This window comes from Roseibium porphyridii (genome assembly GCF_026191725.2).
In the GTDB taxonomy this organism is placed as follows: Bacteria; Pseudomonadota; Alphaproteobacteria; order Rhizobiales; family Stappiaceae; genus Roseibium; species Roseibium porphyridii.
Genome location: NZ_CP120863.1, coordinates 775,160 through 798,835 on the forward strand (window position 1 = coordinate 775,160; position 23,676 = coordinate 798,835).

Genomic DNA, 23,676 nt, shown 5'->3' on the forward strand with positions numbered 1-23,676 from the left:
TGGATGAGGTTTGCCAGTTTTGACAGGGCAGGGCTGTCAGACCGCCTTTGCTGCGTATCGTGCCAAAAACATGTCGACGCTTTCCTCAATAATCTTTTCCATCTCGGGTCGCTCAGGCACACGACTGGCATAGATATTGGGGTAAAAAGCTCTGGACTTGAGAAGGCCCAGAAACTGCTCGGCCGCAACCGATGGATCGTCAGCGGACAGCTTGCCTTCTTTGATGGCTTCCTGGATATGCTCGGCAAAAACGGATAGTTTGGTCATGCGGCTGTTCATATCCGCAGCGAGTTCGGGGTCACGGATAGTTTCGCTCATGATCATGCGGGCAAGGCTCATGAAACAGGGATTGATCATCAATTCCCCTTCAGCCCACCCCAGGCGGATCAGCGCCTCGCGGATAGGAAGTTCCGGATCATATGGCATTTCCAACGCCGAGTTAATCTGATCGGCCAGGCATTGGTTGATACCTTTGAACAGAACTTCCTTGCTTTCAAAGTGATTGTAGACAGTCCGTTTGGAGACTTGAGCACGATCTGAAATGCGATCCATGCTCGCACCCGCGAAGCCTCTTTCCTGAAATTCCGCGATTGCCGCTTCGATGATCTGCTTCTTTTTCTGGTCAGATACCGACATTGTCAGCTCGTTTCGCCCCGGATTGCCTATTCATCTGTTTGTGGTGCCCCGGCCCTTTCATCCCAAAAAATGCGCCCTATGTAAACTGTGGCGTTTACAGATGCGAAATCTGAGATTACACTGCACGGTGTAGTTTACTTCCTTTAGCCAGATAAGGCCAGCCAAAGGAGCCTCCTCCTCATGTCTGTTACACTAAAAATCAACGGGGAAACGCGCACGCTTGATGCGGATCCTGAAAGCCCGCTGCTGTGGGCATTGCGCGATGAACTTGGAATGACCGGAACCAAATTCGGTTGTGGTATCGCAGCCTGCGGCGCCTGCACCGTACATTGGGACGGTGTCGCCATTAGGTCCTGCCAGACTTTGGTGGGAGACCTGGATGGTGCTGAAATCACCACCATCGAAGGTATCAACACGAAAGCTGCCGAAGCAGTGCAAACGGCCTGGAACGAACTGGATGTGCCGCAGTGCGGCTATTGTCAGTCCGGGCAGATCATGGCCGCGACGGCTCTGCTCGCCGAAACGCCGAAGCCGACAGACGAAGACATTGACGCTGCCATGGACGGAAACGTCTGCCGCTGCGCCACTTATGCCCGTATTCGCAAGGCCATTCACCTTGCCTCTGACAAGATGGAGGGCTAACCGATGTTGCACCTCTTGCAAAAACCGCTCGAAGCAGCTCAGCCAAGCCGCCGCAGCTTCCTGAAGATTTCCGCCGGTGCAGTCGGCGGGCTTGTGTTGGCGATGAACCTGCCTCGTGCAGCGCAGGCCGCTGCCGGTGACGGGGAGTTGATCCAGCCGTTCGTCCATATCCGTCCGGACAATACAGTTGTCGTTTTGTCCAAACACCTCGACAAGGGGCAGGGCACTGCGACAGGTCTGGCGACACTTGTTGCCGACGAGCTGGACGCCGCGCGTGAACAGGTTTCGGCTGAATTCGCACCGTCAAATCCCCAGGTCTACGCCAACACGCTCTTTGGTGTTCAGGGAACAGGCGGTTCCACCGCCATGGCGAACTCGTTTATGCAATACCGACAGGCGGGCGCTGCTGCCAAAGCCATGATTGTCGCTGCTGCAGCCAAGGACTGGGGCGTGCCGGCTGGCGAAATCTCAGTTGCAAACGGTGTCGTCTCTCATGCTTCCGGAAAGTCAGCGACGCTTGGCGAGCTGGCCGGACTGGCGGCCGCGGAAGATGTGCCTGCCGAACCCACACTGAAAACACCGGATCAGTGGGTCTATATCGGCAAGTCATTCCCGCGTGTCGACGTCAAGAACAAGACAGTCGGTGCGCCAAACACCTACACAATGGACTTTCAGCCGGATGGTCTTCTGGTTGCGACGGTTGCGCGCGCGCCCCGCTTTGGCGGCAAGGTCAAATCCTTCGATGCGACCGAAGCCAAGAAGGTTCCCGGCGTCGTCAATGTCCTGCAGATCCCGAATGGTGTCGCCGTTATAGCAACGTCCACGTGGCCAGCGATCAAAGGGCGTGAACTGCTTGAAGTTGAATGGGATGACAGCGCTGCAGAAACCCGTTCCAGCGATGTCATGATGGCAGAGCTGAAGGAAATGACCACCAAACCGGGCTTGAACGTGCGCGACGATGGTGACATCGATGCCGCTCTGGAAGCATCGGCTCGAGTGATCGAGGAGGATTTCGATTTTCCGTTTCTTGCCCACGGTGCGATGGAGCCGCTGGATGTGGCGATTTCCTTTGATGGTGAAAGTGCCGAACTCTGGCTTGGCTCCCAGATTCAGACCATCGATCACAACGTGGCTGCCACCGTGCTCGGGATTCCGTTCGAGAAGGTGAAGATCAACACCTTGTGGGCCGGTGGTTCCTTCGGCCGCCGGGCGCAAGCGGACGCGCATCCTGTGGTCGAGGCGACAACGCTTGCCCAGGCCATGCGGGCGGACGGTATGGACGCTGCGCCCGTGAAAATCGTGTGGACCCGTGAAGACGATATGGCCGGTGGGTATTATCGCCCCATGTCCGCGCACAAGGTCAAGGTTGGTCTCGACGAGAACAACAATGTCACGGCGTTCAAGTACACCATTGCTGCCAAGTCTATCATCAAGGGCACACCGTTCGAGCAGATGCTCATGAAGGACGGGGTCGACCACAACATGACCGAAGGGGCGCATGACACCACATATGCGTTCCCGATGATGAACATGGATCAGGCTTTCCAGGAAACCCAGGTTCCGGTGCTCTGGTGGCGGTCTGTCGGTCACACGCACACGGCCTATGTCATGGAAACCATGATCGATCGCCTGGCGAAGGAAGCCGGGAAGGATCCGGTCGCCTATCGTCTGGAGATGCTCAAGGACGATCCACGGAAAGTGGCTGTGTTGAAACTTGCTGCAGAGAAGGCCGGTTGGGATACGCCACCTGCTGAAGGTCGTCACCGCGGTGTGGCCGTGCACAAGTCCTTCGGTTCCTATGTTGCTGAAGTTGTCGAGATCTCTTTCCGGGATGACGATACGGTGAAGGTGGAAAAGGTCGTCGCTGCGGTCGACTGCGGTACGCCGATCAACCCGGACAATATTGTGGCCCAGGTTGAAGGCGGCATCGGATATGGCCTTGGTGCGATCCTGCGCAATCAGGTGACGCTGGCTGACGGTGTTGTTGAAGAGACCAATTTCGACACCTATGAGCCGATCCGCATGTCCGACATGCCGGAAATCGAAGTGCATATTGTTGCTTCGAATGAAGCTCCGACAGGTATCGGCGAACCCGGTACACCGCCAATCGGTCCGGCTGTCGCCAATGCGATCGCCGCGGCAAAAGGCAACTGGGTAACCAGCCTGCCACTGGCCAAGAACGGTCTGGTTTAAGCTTTTCCTGAATAGCTTGCGAAAAGGCCGCCTCAGGGCGGCCTTTTTGTCGGATTTCCGATCCCGCTAGAAACCGCTATTGCGTCAACCGAAAATCTTCTGGCACATAAAACGTATAGTCCCGGTCAGCAACAGCTTTATGGCACACATGGCAATACGTCATGAGGTCCGGGTTGGCACCCGTTGTATCGCCATAGATGGAGCCATCCGGGATGACCATGAAATAGCGCCAATCTGCTGTCTCCGGGCTTGCGCCGGAGGCAAGTTTTTCCATGCCGAACAATGCGCCTGGAAAAATACCGCCATCGTCGGTCACGGTTATGCTGTCCTTGACCAGGATGGAACCGGTTGGAAGCAGCTCACCCTCTTCGAGATCTGCGTAGTTCGATGCAACAGCGTTGGCATAGTTGTTGACGTAGCGCTGGCCGTGCGTAGCAGAGATGTAAGGTGCGGTGTTGAAGAGCGGCCATGACTGGTAGTCTTCGATTTCCTTCAGCTGCGACATCGCATAGTTGGTTGCGAGGCGATCTTTCAGGTCGTCATATATCGCCGACGCTTCAGGGCCGGCCAAATCCGCCGGATTTTCAATGGTAATGTGACTGTCGATACCTGCATTCTGACCGAATGCTGCGGTGCTGATGTGACCGATAAGAAAAGCAATACAAATGGTTCTGCCGGACTTCATGTGCATAGACCTTCTCCTCAAAAACCGTCCGACCGTCGCCGAGACTGGAGTGCCTCAAGGATAGGTAATGCAGCCTTTGCTGTAATTCATGGTGGTAAAAATGACGTTCACACGGAATTGTCCGATATTGAACGGCATTGCCGTCCAGAAAAACCAAAAACAGCCGCTAATTGGCCGCTGTAGGTCAGATCATAGGAGGTGAGCATTCAGGACGCTGCGAGTGCTTCCCGGTCCTTCTTGCGCATGCGTTCCGATGCCGATTTCAACTGGCCGCATGCAGCGAAGATGTCTCTGCCGCGGGGTGTGCGTATCGGGGACGCGTAACCGGCGCGATTGACGATATCGGCAAACTCCTCGATCCGTTCCCAATCTGAGCACTCGTATTCAGATCCGGGCCAAGGGTTGAACGGGATCAGATTGATCTTGGCGGGGATGCCTTTCAGCAGACGGACAAGCTCTAGGGCTTCCTGGTTGCTGTCGTTAACGCCTTTCAGCATGACATATTCAAAGGTAATGCGTTTGGCGTTGGAGAGACCCGGATAGTTTCTGCAGGCGTCCAGCAGAGCGTCAATATTCCATTTTTTGTTGATCGGAACCAGGACATCGCGCAGGTCGTCGCGAACGGCGTGCAGTGAAATAGCCAGCATGCAGCCGATTTCGTCTCCGGTACGGAAAATCTCGGGAACGACACCGGACGTGGACAGCGTGATGCGGCGCTTGGAAAGGGACAGGCCGTCGCCATCGGAGGCGATCAGAAGCGCTTTCTTGACGTTGTCGAAATTGTAGAGCGGTTCGCCCATTCCCATCATGACAATGTTGGAAATGAGGCGGCCTTCGGACGGAACGATCGCTCCCTGAGGAGTGTCGGCGTCCGGAAAATCACCCAGTCGGTCGCGGGCCAACAGGATTTGCGAAAGGATTTCTTCAGCCGTTAGGTTGCGAACCAGTTTCTGTGTTCCGGTGTGACAGAAGGTGCAGGTGAGCGTGCAGCCAACCTGAGAAGAAACGCAAAGCGTGCCGCGCCCTTCTTCGGGAATATAGACCGTTTCCACTTCAACGGGGCGACCGGCACCGCGCGGGGGAAACCGGAACAGCCATTTGCGTGTGCCATCGACAGAAATCTGTTCGGAAACGATGTCGGGCCGGGCAATCGAGAAATGATCATCAAGCTTCTGGCGCAGGTCCTTGGCGATGTTGGTCATCTGCGAAAATTCGGAAACACCGCGCACGTAGAGCCAATGCCAGAGCTGCGAAGACCGCATCCGCCATTGTTTTTGCGGTATGCCAATGGTGCCAAGCAACTCGCCAAGTTCTTCGCGCGACAGGCCGATCAGTGTCGGTTTTTCCTCAGCCGTCTGCTGACTTGCCGGGTCAGCTGAAATTGTCGGCGCATTCGCGTTGTCCTGCGCGATATCGAGCGTAATCGCCATGTCGTGATCCATCATCTCATCCGGCGCACGATATTGCTGTTCTTTGAGAAGAAAACGCGCCTGCCGGGCAACCTGACATACAGGTTAGAATTCAAGCGCTCCCAAAACCACAAAATGGTCGGAAAATCAAGGTTCGCGACTTGAATGGGCGTGTTACACGCACTCAAAGGGTGCGCAGCAAACGCAATCGCCCGGAAAAGCAGAAATTGCTCGCCCGGCTTGCTGTCAGCAAGTGAAAAGGACCTGACGCGTTAGCGGCAGGCCGATCCTGCTGTATCGATTGCGGCAGTGACACCCGACAAGGAGAACTTGTAGGTCGTACGGGTGCCTCGGCTGGATTCACCGGCCACCGTCATTTCCCGGCCAGCCTTCATGGCTGAGACCAGCTGGGCTTCTGTTGCCGCATTTTCCACCCATGCACCATCATTGTTGGTGAAGAGTGTGAAGGTCTTACCGTCAACGTCCACGGACACGGAAGACTTGTCCTTGAAGGGATAGCCGACCAACAAGCTCGGTTCGGAGCTCACACCTTCGGCTGGCCGTGACGTCACGAAAAAGAAAACATCTCCGTGATTGCGGTCGCCGGGCAGCAATGTTGTCGGCTTGGTCAGCGCATAGCAAACCTTCCCGCTGCCACCCGTCAGAGCATAAGCTGCCCAATCCTTGTGTTGCTTAATGAGCGTCGGGGTTTGCGCGAAAGCCACTGCACTCGAAACAGCAAGACCTGCAATGGCCAGAACCAGCGATTTTGCTTTCATCATCTCCACACCGTTTGGACTTGAGTTTCAGTCAATTCTATTCAATTGCCGACAGTCTTATAAACCTTGCTTTAATGATAAATTAAAGCGGGTTACGAAAGAGTTGAAGCACGGCAATTGTTTTTTGTTTTTTGGACGCTTCATTTTTCGGTACCGTCGATCCATAGCTTCATGGCTCTCAAGGTTAATCGAGGCAACAGTGTGGCAGACTATAGTCCCCCCTTTCGAAAATCGCCGAACCTGCTAAAGATTGATGCGTAACCGAACGGCCTGCAGGGAGTAGAGTGGCCTTTGGCGCAAGCGCAGTATTTTTCCGGACTGATCGTAAGGGTCGCTACAGAGCGGGACAAAACCGCTTTTGTGGAGCTGTTCGATCACTTTGCCCCGCGTCTGAAGGGTTACCTTATGAACCAGGGCGCCGATGGCGCATTGGCTGAAGAGATCGCTCAGGACGTCATGGTCACACTTTGGCGCAAGGCTGATCTGTTCGACCCCAAAAAGTCTTCTGCAAGCACATGGCTATACAGGATCGCGCGCAACCGGCGCATTGACAGGCTTCGGCGGCAAAAAACCGCTGAGCTCGATCCCGAAGAACCCGCGTTGCAGCCGACCCCTCTGCCGGATGTCGCAGACGAAATGGATGCGCGGCTGCGCGAGGAACGGGTGCGGGCTGCCTTGACGAAATTGCCGGACGAACAAAAGGAAGTCGTTCGACTGGCCTTTTTTGCCGGCCAGTCTCACAGCGAAATTTCAGAATCAACCGGATTGCCGCTTGGAACAGTCAAGTCCAGGATCAGGCTCGCATTTGGACGTCTCCGGCAGCTGATCGAAGCCGACGAGGCGGTTGATGTGGACTAGTCGTCTGCTTCTTGTGACGACTTTGATGTTGGGCCTTGGCCCGTCCGCTAGTGCCGATGCCATGCCTGACGGCTTCGTATATCTGAAAGACTATGTACCCGATATCCGGCAGGACATTCGATATGCTGGCCGGCAGAATTTCATGCGCAAACGGTTGCCCGGGTACGGGGCAAAGGAATGCGTTCTGACGGAAGCTGCGGCTAAGGCTCTTGCAAAAGTGCAAAATGCTGCAGTCCAGTCCGGGCATTCCCTCGTTGTGTTTGACTGTTATCGCCCACAGACCGCCGTTGACGCCATGGTCGCGTGGGTTGGCTCAGGACAGGAGACAGACAGGGAGTATTATCCGTCTGTTCCACGGTCACAATTGATCCGTCAGGGTTATATCGGAGCCAAAAGCAGTCACGCCAGAGGGTCAACCGTGGATGTTTCCCTGGAGTTTCTGGATGTTGCCGAACCCCGGAAACAGCAGACAGTTTGCGCGCGAGGCGACCGAGGCACCGCGGACTTCGGTACGCCCTTCGATTGTTTCGACCCGGCAAGCCGCACCGATGCTAAGGTTGTGGGAAAGCAGGCGCAGCAAATGCGCAAGAAACTTGTCGAGCTTATGCGCCTTGGAAATTTTCGGAACTACGCAGGAGAATGGTGGCACTTCACGCTGCGCGATGAGCCTTTTCCGAACCGGTCTTTCAGTTTCGCGATCGAGAAACGCTGATTTCCAAAGGGCTTTGACGCCATTCCGGGCCATTTCAAGCCACAATTAGCCATGGAACATTGAAAAAGAGGTCGATTGTGAGCCGCATCACATCCGGTATGCTTCGTGCCGTCTATGATTGAAGGCGAACTTTTTAGTAGCTCATAGTTGTGAAGCCTGTTCTGCGCTTCGGCTCAAGCGGAATCGAGATTGATACCCTACTGGGCAGTTTCGGACCGCAACGGTTGTTGTGCAAGACATAACCATGGCGCGTCGCCTGTCCGCCAAGGATGAGGCACTCGCAGGCCTTATTAGCCGGAACACATCGCAACTTGAGACCTTTGAGCGTGCTGTTTTTTGAGGACGAGATAGATCCATTCAAGAAAGTTCGAGGTGTACTATGGCCAAATTGCTACGGCTGCTCAGCGGCGCCGTGCCGTTTCTTCTGATCGTTTCGCTTGGATTACCTGCATCGGCGCAAAACACCTATCTGAATGACAAGAAAACTTTTGACACTGCCTGGACACTCTTGGGCGAGCAAATCGGCGGCAGCGATCTTTTGTGGTTGCGGCTCCAGCCCGGCAGTCTGTCCGTCATTGCTGCGACTGGACAAAACGGAGAAGAATTCAATCTTTGGACGGTTCAGCGTATCAAGAATGATCAGGGCTTCGTGGATAGTGTTCAGGGGCCGATGCACATGGCCGATGGTCCGAAATTCATCGTGCCGCCGGGGCGCTTCAGTCAGGCAGAGGTTCAGATTTCCAGATTGTGGGAGATCCTCGGTAGCGCTCCGGATGGCCTGCCGACGAAAGTGCCCGGCGAAGTGACGTCGGCTGTGGCCTCGTTGGGTCCAGTCCTGGGACAGACGCAATGGGCCGTTAAGTGGAACATTTCTATCAAAAGCGGCCGCGAATTCGGTCAGGTTTATGTTCTGGCCGATGGGCGGTTAGATGGTGCCGACATCAGCCACACCGAGCGGGGCCGCTCGATGAATTTGCGGACCCAATCCGACTGGCCTTTCGAAAATGCACAGGGCCGTTTCGCTGATATCTTTGGTGCGGGGGAAAGTGTTTTTAAAATCAGTGTTCTGACCCACGGCGTTGAAATCGATGCTGTGGAGCCGACCGATCCGGCGCAAGTCCAGGCCTATCGATGGAACGGCGGTAGCTTTCGCCGGGGTGCCGTAGCCAAGCCGATGTCATTCTACACTTTGACAGGCCGGAGCCTGCCATTCGCCATTACGGCCAGCGGACTGGCCCGTTTGCCGCAGATCGTTGCCGCCGCGCGCGCCGAGGCACCAGCGGGGTGGACCCATGTCGATCGCGTAGAGGCAACCAGGCCACCGCCAGCGGGTAGCGAGCGTGGCGTGTTGTGGGTCATCGAATTGCAGAGCGCTGCTGGTGGCCGCGAAAAAGCTGTGGTGCGGGTGCGCCCGGATGCAAGCATCCATTCAGTGACGTTGCCGGAAAGCCTGCGCGCCTTCGACAGCTATATGTCGCTAAAAGGCATGTCGGATGCGTTCGTGCAATTTCAAACCACGCTTGGCAAGGACATCAGGTTCTTTGAGATGACCTTCCGACAGGACCGGGCCAGTATTACGCTGCCCGATCCCGAAGCTCCCGGTAATGTGGTCGATTACACCCTTGGCAGCAGTGGAATAACGCGTGGGTTTTCGCGGCCGCGTATCATGGAAAATGACGCGGATCTGATCACCTTTACTCAGGCGTCTCAGTTCCATCATCAGTTGGTCACCCATGTTCCGGCAATGCTTGTGAAGGCGTTCAAAACCGAAAATGCCGAGGTCTTCAAGATCAAGCTTTGGAACGGAGCACCCTTTTACAAAGACGCGAAAGGTGCACTCTTCATGCAGATGTACGTGGGTGTGCCACCGCAGCACAACAACAGCGGTCACGCAGTGTTCCGGTTCGACGGAGAATATGTTGATGGTGGCCGATAGCGCTGCCGTGAGTTCCAAGTGTACGACCTAGTCGGCAAAGATCGGTACCAGTTCAGATACGGCTGTATCACTGTATCTTGCGCCAGCAAAAACGGACCCGATTTCGAACTCCAGCCATGTCGTTTCTTGTGGCGCGCCGAACGTGAACCGGTTTGCGCGCATGTCATCGGGCAGCGACACGCTTTGAGTGGAGCCATCTGACAAAGTGATCATCGCGGTTCTGACGCGTGCGTTCTTTCGGTAGATGTCGCGGTTCTTTGCATAGCCGTTTGTGATCTGAAAACCCGCAACGCGGCGCGGACGGTCGAAGGCTATCAGAATTTTCTGCCCGGCACCGTCGCCTCGGACACCTTCCACCCAGGCTGTCGAAGGATTTTGATCGAACAGATTGCCCGGTCCATAGCGGTTGCCGAATTGCGGATCGAGAATTGAACTGGCGCAAAACTCTACAGTGCCGCCGAGGTCTCTTACCGACTGGCAGAGATCGCGATGATATGGCGGTGTCGGCAAGTGCGTCGGTTCGGCCCGGCTTGCCACGAGAGGAGCCGTTTGTGCGGCCGACCCGCTATCCACTTTGGCCGCTGTCGCGTCGGATTGGGTTGCAGGTGCGGCGGCCTCTGACGACTGTCCTCCGAAATAAAACTCGCCGATCAACGCTTCGTTCAACCAGGGGAGTTGACGCTCACCGGTCGAGACATAAACGCTTTCGCGCACCTTCCCCATCAGATGGCGCACTTCCAAATCCGGTGTGTCGATCAAACGGGCAAGGGCTTCTGTGAACGGGCTGTTGTTGCCACTTCCGTCCAATGCGACATCCCCCGGCGAAGTCGCAAAGGCGATCATCATGCCGGCAGCATTCGCCTCCAACCGGGCAAGGCCATTGGCGGCGCCGCGAGACAAGGATCTTGGCAGCGGGTTGTTTCGGCACGCATCCAGAAAAACAAGTTTTAGCTTCGCACCGGATGCTTCCATGATCTCCAGAAGATCGTTCGCCTTGAGCGCTTGTGCCGGCAGATCCGTTGAGGCTTCGATTTCCGCGTCGACGGGCAGTAGCCAATTACGACCGTTTACCTGAACGCCGTGGCCTGCATAAAACACCAGGGCCACATCGGCACCTTGTGCCTTGCGGCCGAATTGCTTCAGCCCATCCCAGAAATCCTGGCGGTTTCCGTCTATGATCCGGACCACATCAAAGCCCAGTTCCACCAATTTTGCTGAAATCAGGTTGGCATCGTTCGCCGGATTACGCAGCGCTGGCATCGCCTGATAGGCACCGTTGCCGATCACGAGCGCGGCTTTGCCCGCAGCCAGGACCGGACCGGGTCCGGCGAAGGCCAGAAAGAATATCAGTCCCGCAATTGCTTTCCGTATTCCAGTCATCAGCAGCCTCCCACAGCGATAGAATGAAAACTGTCGCGAGGCTGTCAAGGCAAGGAAATTCTTGTAGAAGGCCGCGCCGCTTGCACTGAGCTTGCCGGCGAGGACGGAGCGGCCGGTGTGGAATGCGTTGATCGGACGACGATCCCGGACGGCTATTGCGCCGGCCATCGCCACATTGATGCCGAACTTGATCGGGATCTTAACTGGGAAATCGCGGGCGATCGAAAAACGGCTCCCGGCTGATATTGTTGTTAGCTGGACACTGTCCGCACCCGTTCCGCAGGTGCCTTTTTGGCGCAATGGATTGTAAAAAATGCGATTTTCGCTCCAAGTACCAATACCTGTCCGGTCACTCAAACGCGCTTTGATTGCGCTCAGCAGCAAAGCAATCCCGGTGGGACGCCCGTCGCTGTGCTCAGGTCAATTCACAAAAGAATAACAAGGAACGCCGGCACCTGACGGTGCTGAACTTGCATTTATCGCTCCACTCTATTCTTACGTGCAAAAACACAACTTTTGATAGAATTTGTGATCTGTGAGCAACTATTTAGACTTAAGCCAATGGAAGATTTTCACTCATGAATGAAGGCGAACTCGATCCACAAGCGCTTGATCACCTTATCGAAATCGCTAAGCATCATGAGTTGGCGGCAGATCGCGCCAAGATTGAATTTGAATACTCCATAGGTGAAGAACCTCTTACCGAGATGCGCCTTCTGCGAATTGCGCAGGATCTGGGTTTGCAGGTCTCTTCGAAGCGATTGTCTTGGAGCCAATTTGGGAAGCTGGGTCAGGCTTATCCGGTCATTTTAGTTCTCAAATCAGGCGAGACCCTCCTAATTTCCGGTTACTCGGAAGATCCTGAAACTGGCAGAGACTATGTTTTTTCAGCGCAAAGATGCCTGGAGACAAAGCAATTCGAGCATGAACCGATTGCAGCAACAGACTTAAGCCGTGGCTGGAAAGGCACGATATATCTCTTCAGAAGAACCACGGATGAGGCCGTTGCCAGCGAGTTCGGCCTGGGCTGGTTCTTCAAAGAGGCTCTTAAACAGAAAGTGCTGTTCACGGAGATCATTCTCATTGCTCTGATGATCCACGCTACTGCGTTGGCCGTCCCGCTCTTTTTCCAGATCACGGTCGACAAGGTGCTTGTCCATCAGAGCTTTCAGACGTTGAATGTGCTCGCGGTCGCTGTCGTGATTGTTCTGCTGTTCCAAGGCGTTTTCAACTTTCTGCGCAACTACCTTCTCGCATTCGCAACGTCGAAAATCGATATGAGAACGGCCACCCGGACGTTCGGTCATCTGGTCCGGTTGCCCCTTTCGTTCTTTCAGCGTTCGACTGCCGGCGTTTTGACAAAGCATATGCAACAAACGGATGAAATCCGGGATTTTCTGACCGGAAACGTTCTGACCACAGCCCTCGATGCGACCGCGCTGTTTGTGTTTATTCCGCTTCTTTTTCTCTATAGTTGGGAACTTGGACTGATCGTGGTGGGCTTCTCCCTTCTGATCGCCATGGTCATCGCAGGAATGATCCGTCCGTTTTATTCCGCTCTCATGCGCCTCTACTCGGCGGAAGGAGAGCGGCAGTCCCTGCTTGTGGAGAGTATTCACGGCATTTCGACCATCAAAAGCATGGCTCTTGAGCCACGGCGAAACCGCATATGGGACAACAGCTCGGCGCAATCGGTTCGAACCAACTTCAAAGTCGATAAAATCGGAACGACGGCAGAGAGCATCGTCCAAACGCTAGAGCAGCTGATGTCCGTCGTCATTTTGTTTGTGGGCGCTCATATGGTCTTCAAAGGCGACATGACCGTCGGCAAGCTGATTGCCTTCAAAATGCTGTCCAGCAATGTCAGCCAACCCCTGATCAAGATTGTCGAGATGATCCATGAGTATCAAAAGGCGCGTCTGGCCGTCAGGATGCTCGGCAACATCATGAACACCAGGACGGAGGGCAATTCTTCCTCACAAACGCTTACGCCGGATGTCTCCGGCCAAATCACCTTTGAGAACGTCACATTCACCTATGACGGTTCGGACAAGCCCGCGCTTCAGAATGTCTCGTTTTCAATCGAGGCCGGTGAAACAATTGGCATCGTTGGAGAAAGCGGGTCGGGAAAATCCACTCTGGCCCGATTGGTGCAAGGTCTTTATGCCGTTAACGACGGCAGAGTGAAATTCGATGGGATTGATCTCCGGGAAATCGATCTTGCGCATTTGCGGCGATCGGTGGGAATCGTGCTTCAGGAGAATTTCCTGTTTCGCGGAACCATTCGGGAAAACATAGCCCTGACGGTGGCGCACGCGCAGTTGGAAGACGTCAGGAAGGCTGCTCAGCTTGCCGGAGCGGCGGGTTTTATTGAAGACCTTCCTTCGGGCTACGACACGTTTTTGGAAGAAAATGCCACAAATCTGTCGGGTGGCCAGCGGCAACGGCTGGCGATCGCGCGGGCCTTGTTGCGCAATCCGAAGCTGCTTGTTTTTGATGAGGCAACGTCCGCACTCGATGTTGAGTCGGAGACCATCATCCAAAGCAATCTGAGCAAGATAGCCGATGGTAGAACCATGCTGATTATCGCACACCGTTTGTCGACCCTGCACGACGCGGATCGCATTCTGGTTCTGGACAAGGGGCGTGTCGAAGCCTTCGCGCCACGCCGGGAGTTGCTGGATGAACGGAGCCCGCGGTTTTCCCCGGCGTTTCAAAGAATGTGGGACATTCAGGTGAAAAATGCTCTTGGAGCAGATCATGCGTGATCCGTTTGGCTACCGGAGAACCACTGAACTATCCGAGCTTGCCGATGGTACCTCAGACAAGGTCGAGCGGCATGCGATTCCCTTTCAGCCGGACTCCGTCGAAGTGGAGCTGAAGCGCTTGCCGTATCTGGCACGCGTTTCCCTCTACACGATCCTGTTTCTGATGGTATCGGCAGTCGGTTGGGCCGCATGGGCTCAGATAGACCGGACCGTCACAGCACGCGGCAAGCTGGTCAGTCAGTCGAGAACGGTCGTCAAGCAGCCCTACCAACCGTCGGTCATCCGGAGCCTGGATGCAAAGGCCGGGGACTACGTCAAAGAAGGCAATTTGATAGCGTCACTGGATCCCACGCTCACCAAGGCCGACAGGGGTCAGCTTCAGGCAAAAATCCGCCTTCTTGAGTTGGAAGGCGCGCGCCTCGTGGCCGAGCAATCCGGCCTTGCTTTCAGGCCCGAGCAAAAGTCCGATCTTTCCAATCTGCAGCTTGAACTCTTCAAACGGCGTCAGTTTGAGAAGGATGCAACGCTGGAAAAATTTCACGCTCAGGTCCAGACGCTTGATTCCCAGATCGAAGTTGCACGCGCACAGGCTTCGCAATTTCGAGCGCAGAAGGAACTGGCTAAGATCAAGCTCGACAACGCTGAAAAACTCCTGAAATCGAACGCGGGTTCACGCATCCGATTTCAGGAGGCATCTACGGAAGTTGAGCGCCTGGAAGCCGCACAAGTTGAAAAGGAACGGGAGCAGGACCGGTATGCGCGCCAGAAAAATGTGGTGCAGGTGGAGCGGGAACTCTTTCTGTCGTCTTACGCGCTCAGTATCGAGGAGCGGCTGTTGGCAATTACGACGGAGCTTGAACAGTTGCGTTTCGATCTGCAGAAGATCGTGAAGATGGGCGAGTTTGATGAGTTCAGGGCCGACTCGGACGGCATCATCCTGGAGGTCACCAACAAATCAGTTGGGTCGGTTGTCGAAGCCGCTGAAGTGCTGTTCACATTCGTCCCAACCGATCAGGGACTGGATGTGGAACTCGACTTGACGCCGCAGGATATCGGATGGGTGCATGTCGGACAGCCCGTCCGCATCAAGCTGGATCCCTTTCCGTTTCAACGGCACGGCACATTGGAAGGTGAGCTGACTTCGATTAGTCCGGATGCCCTTCAAGACCAGTCCAGCGGGCAGACGCAGGTCTACTACAAGGCGCGGGTGTCCATCACCCACAACAAACTGAGAAATCTGCCCTCCGGATTTGAACTGCTGCCTGGCATCACATCCACCGCGGAAATCAAGATCGGCAAGCGATCAATCCTCTCCTATCTCACCGATCCATTCCACAAAGCCCTTGATGAGAGTTTGAAAGAGCCAAACTGATGCGGCGGATACGTAAAAATCTGATCACAGGGCAGTCGCCCACGCATGACGCGAGTGCCTTGCGGGCTGCACTGAGTGCAAGAGAAGCCAACCTTCTTGGCGAAAATGGTCTCGTTCATGGCCAGGACCGGTATGTTGCCACCGCTTCACCGGGAGACCTTGTTTTGCCGCTGGATCAGCTCAACGAAGAACAGAAAGCCCTGCTGGAGGAGCGTATGGGAAAGTTGGTCAGCCATACGGTGGGGTGCGGCCGCGAGCTTGAGTTAAGTGAACTTGTCAAAGATGGTGTCTCGATTGCCGAGCCCTCCGATATTGATGCATTGATAAACCTTGGTGCAGCGATCGCTTCAGAAACGGCCTACCGTTCAATCACCTTCGACCCGCTCCGGGCGCGTGAATTTGCAGAAATGTATCTGGCTGAGACCGAAACGCATAAGATCTTTGTCCACAAATCCCGTGGGCGCCTTCAGGGCGCGCTCTTCGGCTACGTTACCGACTATATTTTTTCGCGCGACCTGATGGCCGCCGAAGAGTTGTTCTACATATATCCCGAGGACCGCAAATCCCGGATTGCGATCAAACTTATGCGTGCCTTTGAGACCTGGGCGCGAACCAAGTCCGTCATCGAAATCTGTTTTTCGGTTTCCACTCAGGATCAGGCCGACCGTATCGGGCGTTTCTACGAGAAGATGGACTATGTGCGGGTTGGCGGTGTCTACAAGAAAAAAATGCAAGAACATGCAACTTGAGGTGTTGTGTTTACGAAATGCCTCTTGTAATTTTTCCGGGGGCTTGTTCAGGAGATATCGCGGATGTCATTTCTTCCGGGTCAAGGCCGAGCCCTTATTCACGTTACAGACAACGAGATCATTGTTCCTGAGGGCGTTCTTTCGACCCGTGAGATTGCGGTGATCTGCGACAATCTCGGACGAAGGCCTTCCGAGTTGACTGTCGGGGGTAAAGAGGCTCTCGTAAACCCGGTCTCGGGCCTAAACGCCTACGGCGGTGGCGGAGGCGGTAGCGGATCGGGTGGCGGCGGCTCGTCCCGTTCTTCCACAAACAGATCCAGTTCATCTTCGAGACAGACCGCTTCAAGCCGGCGCACGAGCAGCGGTGCGCCCGGCATATCCACTAGCCAGACGAGAACTTCTGGCGGTCCCACCAGCCGAGGCGGTTTTCGAGGCAGCCGAGCCAAAGCCGCGCGGGCTAACGTGAGCAGTTCCCGCTCAACGACAACAAGCAGCAGGCCTGCCAGCTCGAGCGGCCGCGCCCATATCAGCGCCAGTTCATCGCGCTCACGGTATAGTCAGGTTTCCCGTAACACGTCGACGGTTTCCCGTGGGCCTAGCCAGCGGGGCGGTTATCGGGGTGCCCAGGCAGCGGCAACAAGGTCCTCAAATTCGGGTGTGACCCGAAACCAGACGATCGGTTCCCGTGGGCGGACTCAAACCAGTGCATCATCTTCTGGGTCCCGATCAGGCCGGCAAACCGGAGCGACATCGGTGATGTCTGGCGGACCTTCGAGACGTGGCGGATATCGTGGAGAACAGGCACAGGCCGTCAGAGCTTCGGGATCTGGAGCGACGAGGAACAGATCCAGCGCCTCGGTTGGCCGAGCACATATCCCGGCGAGTTCTTCCCGCTCTCAATCGAGCCGATTGTCCCAGTCCGGGGCAAACGTCTCGCGTGGGCCATCTCGGCGGGGCGGCTATCGAGGGTTAAAGGCCCAACAGATGCGGGCAGGCCGATCCATGGCGAGGACGAACACGACGGCCTCACGCTCCTCTCAAGGTCGTGCGCATATTCCGGCAAGCTCCTCTCGGTCGCGTTACAGCCAGCTCACAGGGGGGCAGGCACAGGTTTCTCAAGGGCCACCCCGGCGGGGTGGCTACCGAGGCAGCCGGGCACAGGCTGTCAGAAGCTCGAAAGCTCCCTCCACAGCTTCCAACCGGCGCTCCTCGGTAGGCAGGGCGCATATCCAGGCAAGTTCCCCAAGATCACGCTATTCCAGTCTTGTGGAAAACAAAACCAGGCTCTCCAGCGGTCCTCCCCGCCGCGGTGGGTTCCGGGGTGATCGGGCAAAAGCCACGAGATCTGCGACAAAAACGAGAACGAGCCGATGGTCGGCGAATTTCGCAAAGCGATTGAGTGCTGACGGGGGAGCGATTATCAATCGTGGTACGCTGCCAGCATCAAAGATCCCCAGCAGAGTTATCAGATGGGGAACAAGGCTTGGGGTCTATAAAGCCACCTATGAGACCCGAATTACAGCAACGGGCACTGCGCAAGTGCGGGTGAATATCGACAACAATCTTGCCAATATCCTTTCGGGAAGAAACGCGACCAGCAAACTCGGAAAACTCTGGGGCAATACGGGCGGGAGGCTCGTTCGCCTCGTACCGAACAGAGTGCGTGTCACTTATTCGCAAGGCCTCGACTCCAAGGGTCTCGTTGCCGCCACGAAGGATATCGGCTGGAACTACAGTCAGAAGAAGAAGACAAGCACGCTCGGCGGATTTGCCGGATATCGATACAATTTTTCTACCGGTTCTCATTCTTTAATCAGCAGCGGAAGCCGGGTCGGACCGAACAACAAAGGCGCATTTGTAAATGGAGGGCTGAGACTATCCGACTGAGGCCTGGAAAATTCACGCATGTGCTGTGTTTCTTCGCGGCCCTTTCGGGTTGGTCTGCCTATCTGACCGCAATCTCCTCCGGGACGGATGGCCGGGTGTTTCCAGGCGCATGTGAAAGGGAGACGGAGGAAACACGGCAAATGAACTGCCTGTTTGAAGAACAAGGCATACCGGGCGTTCTGCAACTGGCGGAAAAGGCAGAGGCAGCCGCTGACCTGGAATTTGCCTTTGATCTTTATGAGTTCGCTAGTCGCAAGGGCAGTCCGGTTGCATCATACAATGTCGGTGTGTTCTATGAGGAAGGTGGGACAGTCGAGCAAAGTACTGAAAAAGCAATAGAATATTACAGTGAAAGTGCTGCTGCAGAATTTGTTCCTGCGTTTTTCAATCTCGGTAATATTTATTGTCGTGACAGTTTTTCGGAGAACAAAAAGGATTGCGCTTATTGGCTGCTTAAGGCGTTCCAAGCCGGAGATCTGGATGCCGGTTATAATCTGGCAATGTACTTGGTGAAAAACGAGACAGATCTCGACTGGGCGGAAGTGCTGATCAATATGGCAGCGGAACAGGGGCATGAACCATCGGCGTCCTTTTTGGACGGGATCAAATGAGTGGCGATTTGTGGCTCGAGAAATTGTATCGTGGCCGGGAGTTTCACATCGTCCGAGAATACCGGAAAGCCTCTAAATTTTTCCCAAATATCTGGAATATATATGTAATTTCTTCCAATGGGTTGTCGCATCTTGTGTTTCAGGAAGACGCTGCTGAATTTGAACCCAGTTTTCTGATCCTGGACCAATCAGGCTTGTCCGATTTTTCCAACCTCCTTGATCGAACAACTTTCTCAAACGCTGCCCTGGACTGGGACCAGCAGATCAGGGGAGTGGAAAGCGCGGTCTGCGGCGCTTTCTTTTCCCGAGTGCTTTGGGTCAGGACACTGAACATGGATTGCCGCTTCAAAGACAACACTTGGGTTCTGCTCGTCCCCGGTCCTAAGCAGCTCGGAATACTAGGCCAGATCGCCCGGATAAGCATGAAATACTTCAAGAATTTGGAGGCTGAAGTTGCCGAACGACAACATTCTTAACGAGGATATCCGGATCTTCAAGAATTTGGCCGACGGACCGGTCGTTGAAGTCTCCGACATTGCCTTGACCTATCCAGCCTTGGAAATGAAAAGCATTCCAGGCAAGGCGGCATTGGCAAATACCATTTCGATTCACCTGCATGAGTTTGTGCGAGATCAGGGCATTGATACTCACTACGCGTCACGTGCAGGTAAACAGGAACAGGCGGTTTACGAGACCGAACAGCTTCCGTTCGATCTTGTTGTTCGCAACCTTGCGGCAGGCGACCTGGTATCGGATTTTGGTTTGGAGCCCAATTATCGTTTTCCCGAACCGCTGCTGGAGTTCTTTGTTCGTCCTGACAGGCTCGGCAAGAAACCCACCCGTGTTTCGGTAGGCCATCTGACAGCGTTTGATCTGATCGCGCCTGAAGAAATCAATGTCATCAACGATATAGCGCTGAGATTGAACGATCTTCTGACCGGTGTCTTTTTCGGAATTGGCGTGCAGCTGGTCGATATGCGGATGGAGTTTGGTGCCCGTTTCGACGAAGAAGATGGCGACCCGATTATCATGCTCGTCTCCGAGTTGAGCCCTGATGTCATGACGCTTCAGGACATCAGATCGGGTAAGGCTCTGGATTCAAGCCTTGCTTTTCACGGTGAAAGCACCGGGCTTGAGGGTTACAAGGAAATTGCACGCAGGTTTAAGCTGGATTCTGCTGCTGCCGCTCTTAGGCGACAAGTGAATTGACCGGAAAGAACATTCCGTTGGCACGTATAAGCTGACAGTCGGGCCAATAATCCTGACTTCACAGCTGATGACCACCCGTTGTCGCCTCTGCCGATCCGGATGCGAGATTCACCTACAGATCAGAGTGTCCTGGCAGACAATCCGTCAGGTGCCGGGAACCTTGCGTCCCGTTCTCATGACGGGGCCACCACTGACATGTTTGGGCCGCTCCACCTTTGGGCCACCGGCGGTCAGCGAACGGTCCGCATAGCGGCCGAGCGCGCGATGACGGTCATACATGACTATTGCACCAGCCATGGCAACGTTGATGCAGAACTTGGTCGGTATCTTCACAATATGGTCACAGCGTTCGATCATATGCGGCGACAGCGATCCGCGTTCTGGTCCAAGGACATAAGCCGCCTGGAGGGGATGGCCGAAGCTGGGCAGATCGATGGAATCGTCGGTGAGTTCGATCCCGACCAGTTGGCATCCACGAGGCAGATCCATGGTGTCGACGCTGTCCCAATTGAATACCGGCAGATGGCCAGGGCTCTTGGACGTATCAGACGGAGGCGCGCTGCGAAGTTTCTTGTCAGCATCGACTGTGAAGAAGAAGTTTGCACCAAACGCATGGGCGGAACGCATCAGCGTGCCGAGGTTCATTCGTTTCGAGAGGCCTTCTGCCCCGACTGCAAAATATCCGCGCATCCGTTTGTCCGCTGATTTCAATTGGCAGCCTCATAGCGGAAATTCATCCGGCTTTGAAGGTAAGCTTTATCCAGAATGCCAATATCTGTTGACCGTGACGCTTGCTAGGGTAGCGGAACGTCAGGCAGGGGACGTCTTGCGCACGCTGCCGCTAACCCGGATGATTGAGGTTGTCGTGAAAGCCTGTCTTTGCAAGTCGTTTGGTCCACCGTCCAGTCTTGTTGTTGAGGACATCGCCGCGCCAGATGCAGAGCCCGGCGACGTTGTTGTGAGAGTTAAGGCATGCGCGCTGAATTTCTTCGACACGCTGATCATACAGGGAAAGTACCAGTACAAGCCGGAGATGCCGTTTTCGCCAAGTGCCGAATTCTCTGGAGTTGTTGAGCAGGTTGGCGAGAATGTGACCGCTTTCGCGCCCGGTGACCGCGTTATGGGGTACATGCGGTGGGGCGCGGCGCGGGAACTTGTAGCGGTTCCAGCGGAGGATCTCGTCAGTTTGCCGGATGAGATTCCATTTGAAACCGCTGCGGGTCTGATCGTGACATATGGCACAACGTTGCATGCCTATCGTGATCGCGCCAATCTCAAGCCTGGCGAAACCGTTGCAGTCCTGGGTGCATCCGGGGGTGTTGGTCAGGCTGCCGTGGAAATTGCGTCGGTCATGGGGGCGAAAGTCATCGCTTGTGCGTCTTCGGAGGAAAAGTTGGCTTTTGCCAGAACGCTAGGCGCGGATCTGACCGTCGACTATTCCCAGCAACCACTCAAGGAAAGCCTCAAGGATCTGACTGGAGGAACGGGCGTTGACGTTGTCTATGATCCGGTTGGCGGAGACCTTTCAGAGCAGGCCCTCAGGGCAACAGCATGGGAAGGACGCTTTCTGGTAATCGGCTTCGCAGCCGGGGACATTCCAAGAATTCCGCTCAACATCGTCATGCTCAAGGGCTGCGACGTGATGGGTGTTTTTTGGGGAGCGGCAATCGACCGGGACCGGAAGGGTCATCGAAAAAACATGCAGCAGCTTCTCGCCTGGGTGCAGGAGGGCAAGTTGAAGCCGCATATTCACGGCACTTATCCGCTTGAGGACATTGGCGCAGCACTTGATGAAATCGCGGCGCGCCGTGTGCGCGGCAAGGTGATTGTCACGATGTGAATTCGGCGATCACCGGCGCATGATCCGACGGCTTCTCCCAGCCGCGTGCGTCGCGCAGGACCGATGTGCCTTTAATGTGCGGGGCAAGCGGTTCCGAGACCCACACATGGTCAAGCCGGCGCCCCTTGTCCGCCTTTGACCAGTCTTTCGCGCGGTAGCTCCACCACGTGTAGAGCTTTTCTTCGAGCGGCGTGAATTGACGCATGGCGTCGAGCCATCCCCCGGTTTCGCGCACTTTTTCAAAAAGTTCGGTTTCGACCGGCGTGTGGGAGACAACTTTCAGAAGCTGCTTGTGCGACCAGACATCGTGTTCATAGGGAGCTACGTTCAGATCGCCAACCAGTACCGCTGGACGCGCTGTCTCGCCGCCCTGTAGCCACGACTGCATTTCAGTCATGAAATCAAGTTTGTGGCCGAATTTCGGGTTGATGTCCCGGTTCGGTTCATCACCACCTGCCGGAACATAAAAATTATGCACACGCATGGCAGAGCCATTAAAGGGGACATCCACGGCGACATGGCGGCTGTCGCCGACATTGCAGAAATCGCGCTTCTCGACGTTGCTCAGCGGCCGCTTGGAGACCGTTGCCACGCCGTGGTAACCCTTCTGTCCGTTTATGGCCATGTGTTCGTAACCGGCCTTGCGGAACGCATTTTCCGGAAAATTAGCGTCCGGACATTTGGTTTCCTGCAGACAAATCACATCGGGTGAAACTTCCTCAATCAGCTGTTCCACGATCGGCATACGAAGCCGGACGGAATTGATGTTCCAGGTGACGAGTTTCAGCCGTTCGCTCATGGATTTCCTGCCAAAGATTAGAGGTCCGTCAAGACATAAGGATTCGGCGCGCAAGTGCAAACGAATTCAGGTTCCGAAGGACGCAGATTCGCGTCGGGGAAGGGGAGAGCCGGCAGCTACACAAGCTGACGCGTTCTGGTGAGAAAGCGGTCAATTTCGACAAAAGCTTCAACTGTCTCGGGGAGCTCTGGCCACATTGGCCAGACGTGCCACATGTCCGGGTAGACCGACAACGAGGCATTGATGCCTTTCGCCTTGAGCCGCTCTGCCAGACGAACGGAATCACTCAGCCAGAGCTCATGATCACCGGCGAGAAGCAAAACCGGCGGCAGACAGTGGAATTCTGCAAAGAGCGGAGAAATTACCGGGTCAGCCAGATCGATCCTGCCGATAAAGTGTTTTTGCCAGTCGATCAGGCTTTCAGGCGACAAGACCGGGTCTACGTCTGCTCTGCTTTGAAAGCTCTCGCCGGAAAGCGATGTGTCAAAGGCTCCTGACAGAGAAACGGCGGCATATGGCAGTGCCGTTCCTGTCTCATGCAGCCGGTGCAACGCAGAAAGAATCACGGTTGCACCGCTGCTGTCTCCGGCAAAGGCAATCCGGTCCGATTTGGCATCTTTGGCGATAAGATGAGAATAGACGGCCAGAAAGTCGTCTCGCGGCGCTGACGTGTGGTGTTCGGGCAATCGCCTGTAGCCGACCATCAGGACGGTTCGGTTCAGTGCAACAGCGATTTGCGAACAGAAAACCCGATGCGTTTCGATGGCTCCCGTTACCAGTCCTCCACCATGGGCATAAAGAAGAATGTCGTCAGGCTGAGGATTGTCCGGCATCAGCCAAAGACATCTGGTGCCCGCGATCATCTCCGGTTTTTCCGAGCACCCTTCTGCAATAACGTCGTCACAAACCGCGTCTTCCCATTGGCGTCTTTCCTCGTCCAGTGAAAGCTGCGGCTGGACGTATGATCGGATCAGGCGGGCGCGAATTTTCTGGCTGACTGAACTGGTCATTGGGTCTGTTGTCTCTCAATCGCACTGGGGGCAAGGCGGGAATCAAATTCAAAACTAACTCGTTGAAGCTTTGAGAAGCGCAACTCTTTGACAAAACCGGCACTCAAATGAGCCTGTGCACGGAAAAAGCGAGAAGGGGTCAATTCGGACTCTGAACTGCCGCAATCTCCGCTTAATCGCTGTTCGGGTTGAAAGTTGATA

At 55.1% G+C, this 23,676-nt stretch carries 21 protein-coding genes; 12 read left to right on the top strand and 9 right to left on the bottom strand.

Annotation, left to right across the window (positions count from 1 at the left end; genetic code table 11):
• Positions 1-36: 36 nt before the first annotated feature.
• Positions 37-636 (bottom strand): TetR/AcrR family transcriptional regulator, encoded by a 600-nt coding sequence (locus tag K1718_RS03720; RefSeq protein WP_265679699.1) that lies wholly within the window; start codon positions 634-636, stop codon positions 37-39.
• 180 nt (positions 637-816) lie between these two features.
• On the opposite strand from K1718_RS03720, the gene K1718_RS03725 reads away from it, so the two are divergent.
• Positions 817-1,278, top strand: a complete 462-nt coding sequence (locus K1718_RS03725; RefSeq protein ID WP_152499622.1) for a (2Fe-2S)-binding protein — start codon at positions 817-819, stop codon at positions 1,276-1,278.
• 3 nt (positions 1,279-1,281) lie between these two features.
• A complete protein-coding gene (locus K1718_RS03730) occupies positions 1,282-3,471 on the top strand; it encodes a xanthine dehydrogenase family protein molybdopterin-binding subunit (protein ID WP_152499623.1) in 2,190 nt (729 codons plus the stop codon).
• 76 nt (positions 3,472-3,547) lie between these two features.
• Here K1718_RS03730 and K1718_RS03735 read toward each other — a convergent pair whose 3' ends face one another.
• The 3 genes from K1718_RS03735 to K1718_RS03745 form a co-directional block, all read right to left on the bottom strand.
• Positions 3,548-4,162 carry a cytochrome P460 family protein gene (locus K1718_RS03735; protein ID WP_265679698.1) on the bottom strand — a complete coding sequence of 205 codons (615 nt, stop codon included), beginning with the start codon at positions 4,160-4,162 and terminating at the stop codon, positions 3,548-3,550.
• A gap of 200 nt (positions 4,163-4,362) precedes the next feature.
• Positions 4,363-5,586, bottom strand: a complete 1,224-nt coding sequence (gene rlmN / locus K1718_RS03740; RefSeq protein WP_265679697.1) for a dual-specificity RNA methyltransferase RlmN — start codon at positions 5,584-5,586, stop codon at positions 4,363-4,365.
• 251 nt (positions 5,587-5,837) lie between these two features.
• Positions 5,838-6,347, bottom strand: a complete 510-nt coding sequence (locus K1718_RS03745) for an invasion associated locus B family protein (RefSeq protein WP_152499626.1) — start codon at positions 6,345-6,347, stop codon at positions 5,838-5,840.
• A gap of 288 nt (positions 6,348-6,635) precedes the next feature.
• Here K1718_RS03745 and K1718_RS03750 point away from each other — a divergent pair, with 288 nt between their 5' ends.
• From K1718_RS03750 to K1718_RS03760, 3 genes are all read left to right on the top strand, one after another.
• A complete protein-coding gene (locus K1718_RS03750) occupies positions 6,636-7,202 on the top strand; it encodes a sigma-70 family RNA polymerase sigma factor (protein WP_265679696.1) in 567 nt (188 codons plus the stop codon).
• Positions 7,192-7,914 (top strand): M15 family metallopeptidase, encoded by a 723-nt coding sequence (locus K1718_RS03755; RefSeq protein ID WP_265679695.1) that lies wholly within the window; start codon positions 7,192-7,194, stop codon positions 7,912-7,914. The genes K1718_RS03750 and K1718_RS03755 overlap by 11 nt, the downstream gene beginning before the upstream one ends.
• 379 nt (positions 7,915-8,293) lie before the next feature.
• Positions 8,294-9,850, top strand: a complete 1,557-nt coding sequence (locus tag K1718_RS03760; RefSeq protein ID WP_265679694.1) for a hypothetical protein — start codon at positions 8,294-8,296, stop codon at positions 9,848-9,850.
• A gap of 27 nt (positions 9,851-9,877) precedes the next feature.
• Here the strand turns inward: K1718_RS03760 and K1718_RS03765 are convergent, their stop codons facing one another.
• A complete protein-coding gene (locus K1718_RS03765; RefSeq protein ID WP_265679693.1) occupies positions 9,878-11,230 on the bottom strand; it encodes an NADase-type glycan-binding domain-containing protein in 1,353 nt (450 codons plus the stop codon).
• Between the two features lie 578 nt (positions 11,231-11,808).
• Between K1718_RS03765 and K1718_RS03770 the strand changes: the two genes are divergently transcribed.
• From K1718_RS03770 to K1718_RS03780, 3 genes are read left to right on the top strand one after another with little or no spacing between them, the layout of a single operon-like run.
• Complete coding sequence (locus K1718_RS03770) at positions 11,809-13,998, top strand: peptidase domain-containing ABC transporter (protein ID WP_265679692.1); 2,190 nt, start codon at positions 11,809-11,811, stop codon at positions 13,996-13,998.
• On the top strand, positions 13,991-15,370 hold the full coding sequence (locus tag K1718_RS03775) for an HlyD family type I secretion periplasmic adaptor subunit (RefSeq protein WP_265679691.1): 1,380 nt from the start codon (positions 13,991-13,993) through the stop codon (positions 15,368-15,370). The genes K1718_RS03770 and K1718_RS03775 overlap by 8 nt, the downstream gene beginning before the upstream one ends.
• On the top strand, positions 15,370-16,119 hold the full coding sequence (locus tag K1718_RS03780) for a GNAT family N-acetyltransferase (protein WP_265679690.1): 750 nt from the start codon (positions 15,370-15,372) through the stop codon (positions 16,117-16,119). Before K1718_RS03775 ends, K1718_RS03780 begins: the two co-directional genes overlap by 1 nt.
• A 248-nt stretch (positions 16,120-16,367) precedes the next feature.
• Here the strand turns inward: K1718_RS03780 and K1718_RS03785 are convergent, their stop codons facing one another.
• Complete coding sequence (locus tag K1718_RS03785) at positions 16,368-16,496, bottom strand: hypothetical protein (protein WP_265679689.1); 129 nt, start codon at positions 16,494-16,496, stop codon at positions 16,368-16,370.
• A 625-nt stretch (positions 16,497-17,121) separates the two neighbouring features.
• Between K1718_RS03785 and K1718_RS03790 the strand changes: the two genes are divergently transcribed.
• From K1718_RS03790 to K1718_RS03800, 3 genes are all read left to right on the top strand, one after another.
• Entirely contained in the window at positions 17,122-18,006 is an 885-nt protein-coding gene (locus tag K1718_RS03790; RefSeq protein ID WP_265679688.1) for a hypothetical protein, read from the top strand.
• A gap of 20 nt (positions 18,007-18,026) precedes the next feature.
• The gene (locus K1718_RS03795; RefSeq protein WP_265679687.1) at positions 18,027-18,617 is read left to right on the top strand and encodes a tetratricopeptide repeat protein; all 591 of its coding nucleotides are present in this window, start codon (positions 18,027-18,029) and stop codon (positions 18,615-18,617) included.
• Positions 18,618-19,070: 453 nt separating this feature from the next.
• A complete protein-coding gene (locus K1718_RS03800) occupies positions 19,071-19,826 on the top strand; it encodes a phosphoribosylaminoimidazolesuccinocarboxamide synthase (RefSeq protein ID WP_265679685.1) in 756 nt (251 codons plus the stop codon).
• Between the two features lie 144 nt (positions 19,827-19,970).
• Here K1718_RS03800 and K1718_RS03805 read toward each other — a convergent pair whose 3' ends face one another.
• Positions 19,971-20,516, bottom strand: a complete 546-nt coding sequence (locus K1718_RS03805; RefSeq protein ID WP_152499637.1) for an RNA methyltransferase — start codon at positions 20,514-20,516, stop codon at positions 19,971-19,973.
• Positions 20,517-20,691: 175 nt separating this feature from the next.
• Here K1718_RS03805 and K1718_RS03810 point away from each other — a divergent pair, with 175 nt between their 5' ends.
• Positions 20,692-21,666, top strand: coding sequence for an NADPH:quinone oxidoreductase family protein (locus tag K1718_RS03810; protein WP_265682410.1), 975 nt, complete (start codon positions 20,692-20,694; stop codon positions 21,664-21,666).
• On the opposite strand, the gene xth is transcribed toward K1718_RS03810, so the two are convergent.
• Together xth and K1718_RS03820 are read right to left on the bottom strand one after the other, a co-directional pair.
• The gene (gene xth, locus K1718_RS03815) at positions 21,656-22,465 is read right to left on the bottom strand and encodes an exodeoxyribonuclease III (RefSeq protein WP_265679684.1); all 810 of its coding nucleotides are present in this window, start codon (positions 22,463-22,465) and stop codon (positions 21,656-21,658) included. The two genes, K1718_RS03810 and xth, sit on opposite strands and share 11 nt — an antisense overlap.
• A 116-nt stretch (positions 22,466-22,581) precedes the next feature.
• Positions 22,582-23,475: an alpha/beta hydrolase gene (locus tag K1718_RS03820; protein WP_265679683.1), complete on the bottom strand. Its 894-nt coding sequence runs from the start codon at positions 23,473-23,475 to the stop codon at positions 22,582-22,584.
• Positions 23,476-23,676: the final 201 nt, after the last annotated feature.

Excerpts from the sequence above, each read along its gene's own strand:
- K1718_RS03720 (WP_265679699.1), bottom strand. The coding sequence starts at position 636 with ATGTCGGTATCTGACCAGAAAAAGAAGCAGATCATCGAAGCGGCAATC.
- K1718_RS03725 (WP_152499622.1), top strand. The coding sequence starts at position 817 with ATGTCTGTTACACTAAAAATCAACGGGGAAACGCGCACGCTTGATGCG.
- K1718_RS03730 (WP_152499623.1), top strand. The coding sequence starts at position 1,282 with ATGTTGCACCTCTTGCAAAAACCGCTCGAAGCAGCTCAGCCAAGCCGC.
- K1718_RS03735 (WP_265679698.1), bottom strand. The coding sequence starts at position 4,162 with ATGCACATGAAGTCCGGCAGAACCATTTGTATTGCTTTTCTTATCGGT.
- rlmN (WP_265679697.1), bottom strand. The coding sequence starts at position 5,586 with ATGGCGATTACGCTCGATATCGCGCAGGACAACGCGAATGCGCCGACA.
- K1718_RS03745 (WP_152499626.1), bottom strand. The coding sequence starts at position 6,347 with ATGATGAAAGCAAAATCGCTGGTTCTGGCCATTGCAGGTCTTGCTGTT.
- K1718_RS03755 (WP_265679695.1), top strand. The coding sequence starts at position 7,192 with ATGTGGACTAGTCGTCTGCTTCTTGTGACGACTTTGATGTTGGGCCTT.
- K1718_RS03760 (WP_265679694.1), top strand. The coding sequence starts at position 8,294 with ATGGCCAAATTGCTACGGCTGCTCAGCGGCGCCGTGCCGTTTCTTCTG.
- K1718_RS03765 (WP_265679693.1), bottom strand. The coding sequence starts at position 11,230 with ATGACTGGAATACGGAAAGCAATTGCGGGACTGATATTCTTTCTGGCC.
- K1718_RS03770 (WP_265679692.1), top strand. The coding sequence starts at position 11,809 with ATGAATGAAGGCGAACTCGATCCACAAGCGCTTGATCACCTTATCGAA.
- K1718_RS03775 (WP_265679691.1), top strand. The coding sequence starts at position 13,991 with ATGCGTGATCCGTTTGGCTACCGGAGAACCACTGAACTATCCGAGCTT.
- K1718_RS03780 (WP_265679690.1), top strand. The coding sequence starts at position 15,370 with ATGCGGCGGATACGTAAAAATCTGATCACAGGGCAGTCGCCCACGCAT.
- K1718_RS03785 (WP_265679689.1), bottom strand. The coding sequence starts at position 16,496 with ATGCCGGGCGCACCGCTGCTCGTGCGCCGGCTTGAAGCGGTCTGTCTC.
- K1718_RS03790 (WP_265679688.1), top strand. The coding sequence starts at position 17,122 with ATGGCGAGGACGAACACGACGGCCTCACGCTCCTCTCAAGGTCGTGCG.
- K1718_RS03805 (WP_152499637.1), bottom strand. The coding sequence starts at position 20,516 with ATGCGCGGATATTTTGCAGTCGGGGCAGAAGGCCTCTCGAAACGAATG.
- xth (WP_265679684.1), bottom strand. The coding sequence starts at position 22,465 with ATGAGCGAACGGCTGAAACTCGTCACCTGGAACATCAATTCCGTCCGG.
- K1718_RS03820 (WP_265679683.1), bottom strand. The coding sequence starts at position 23,475 with ATGACCAGTTCAGTCAGCCAGAAAATTCGCGCCCGCCTGATCCGATCA.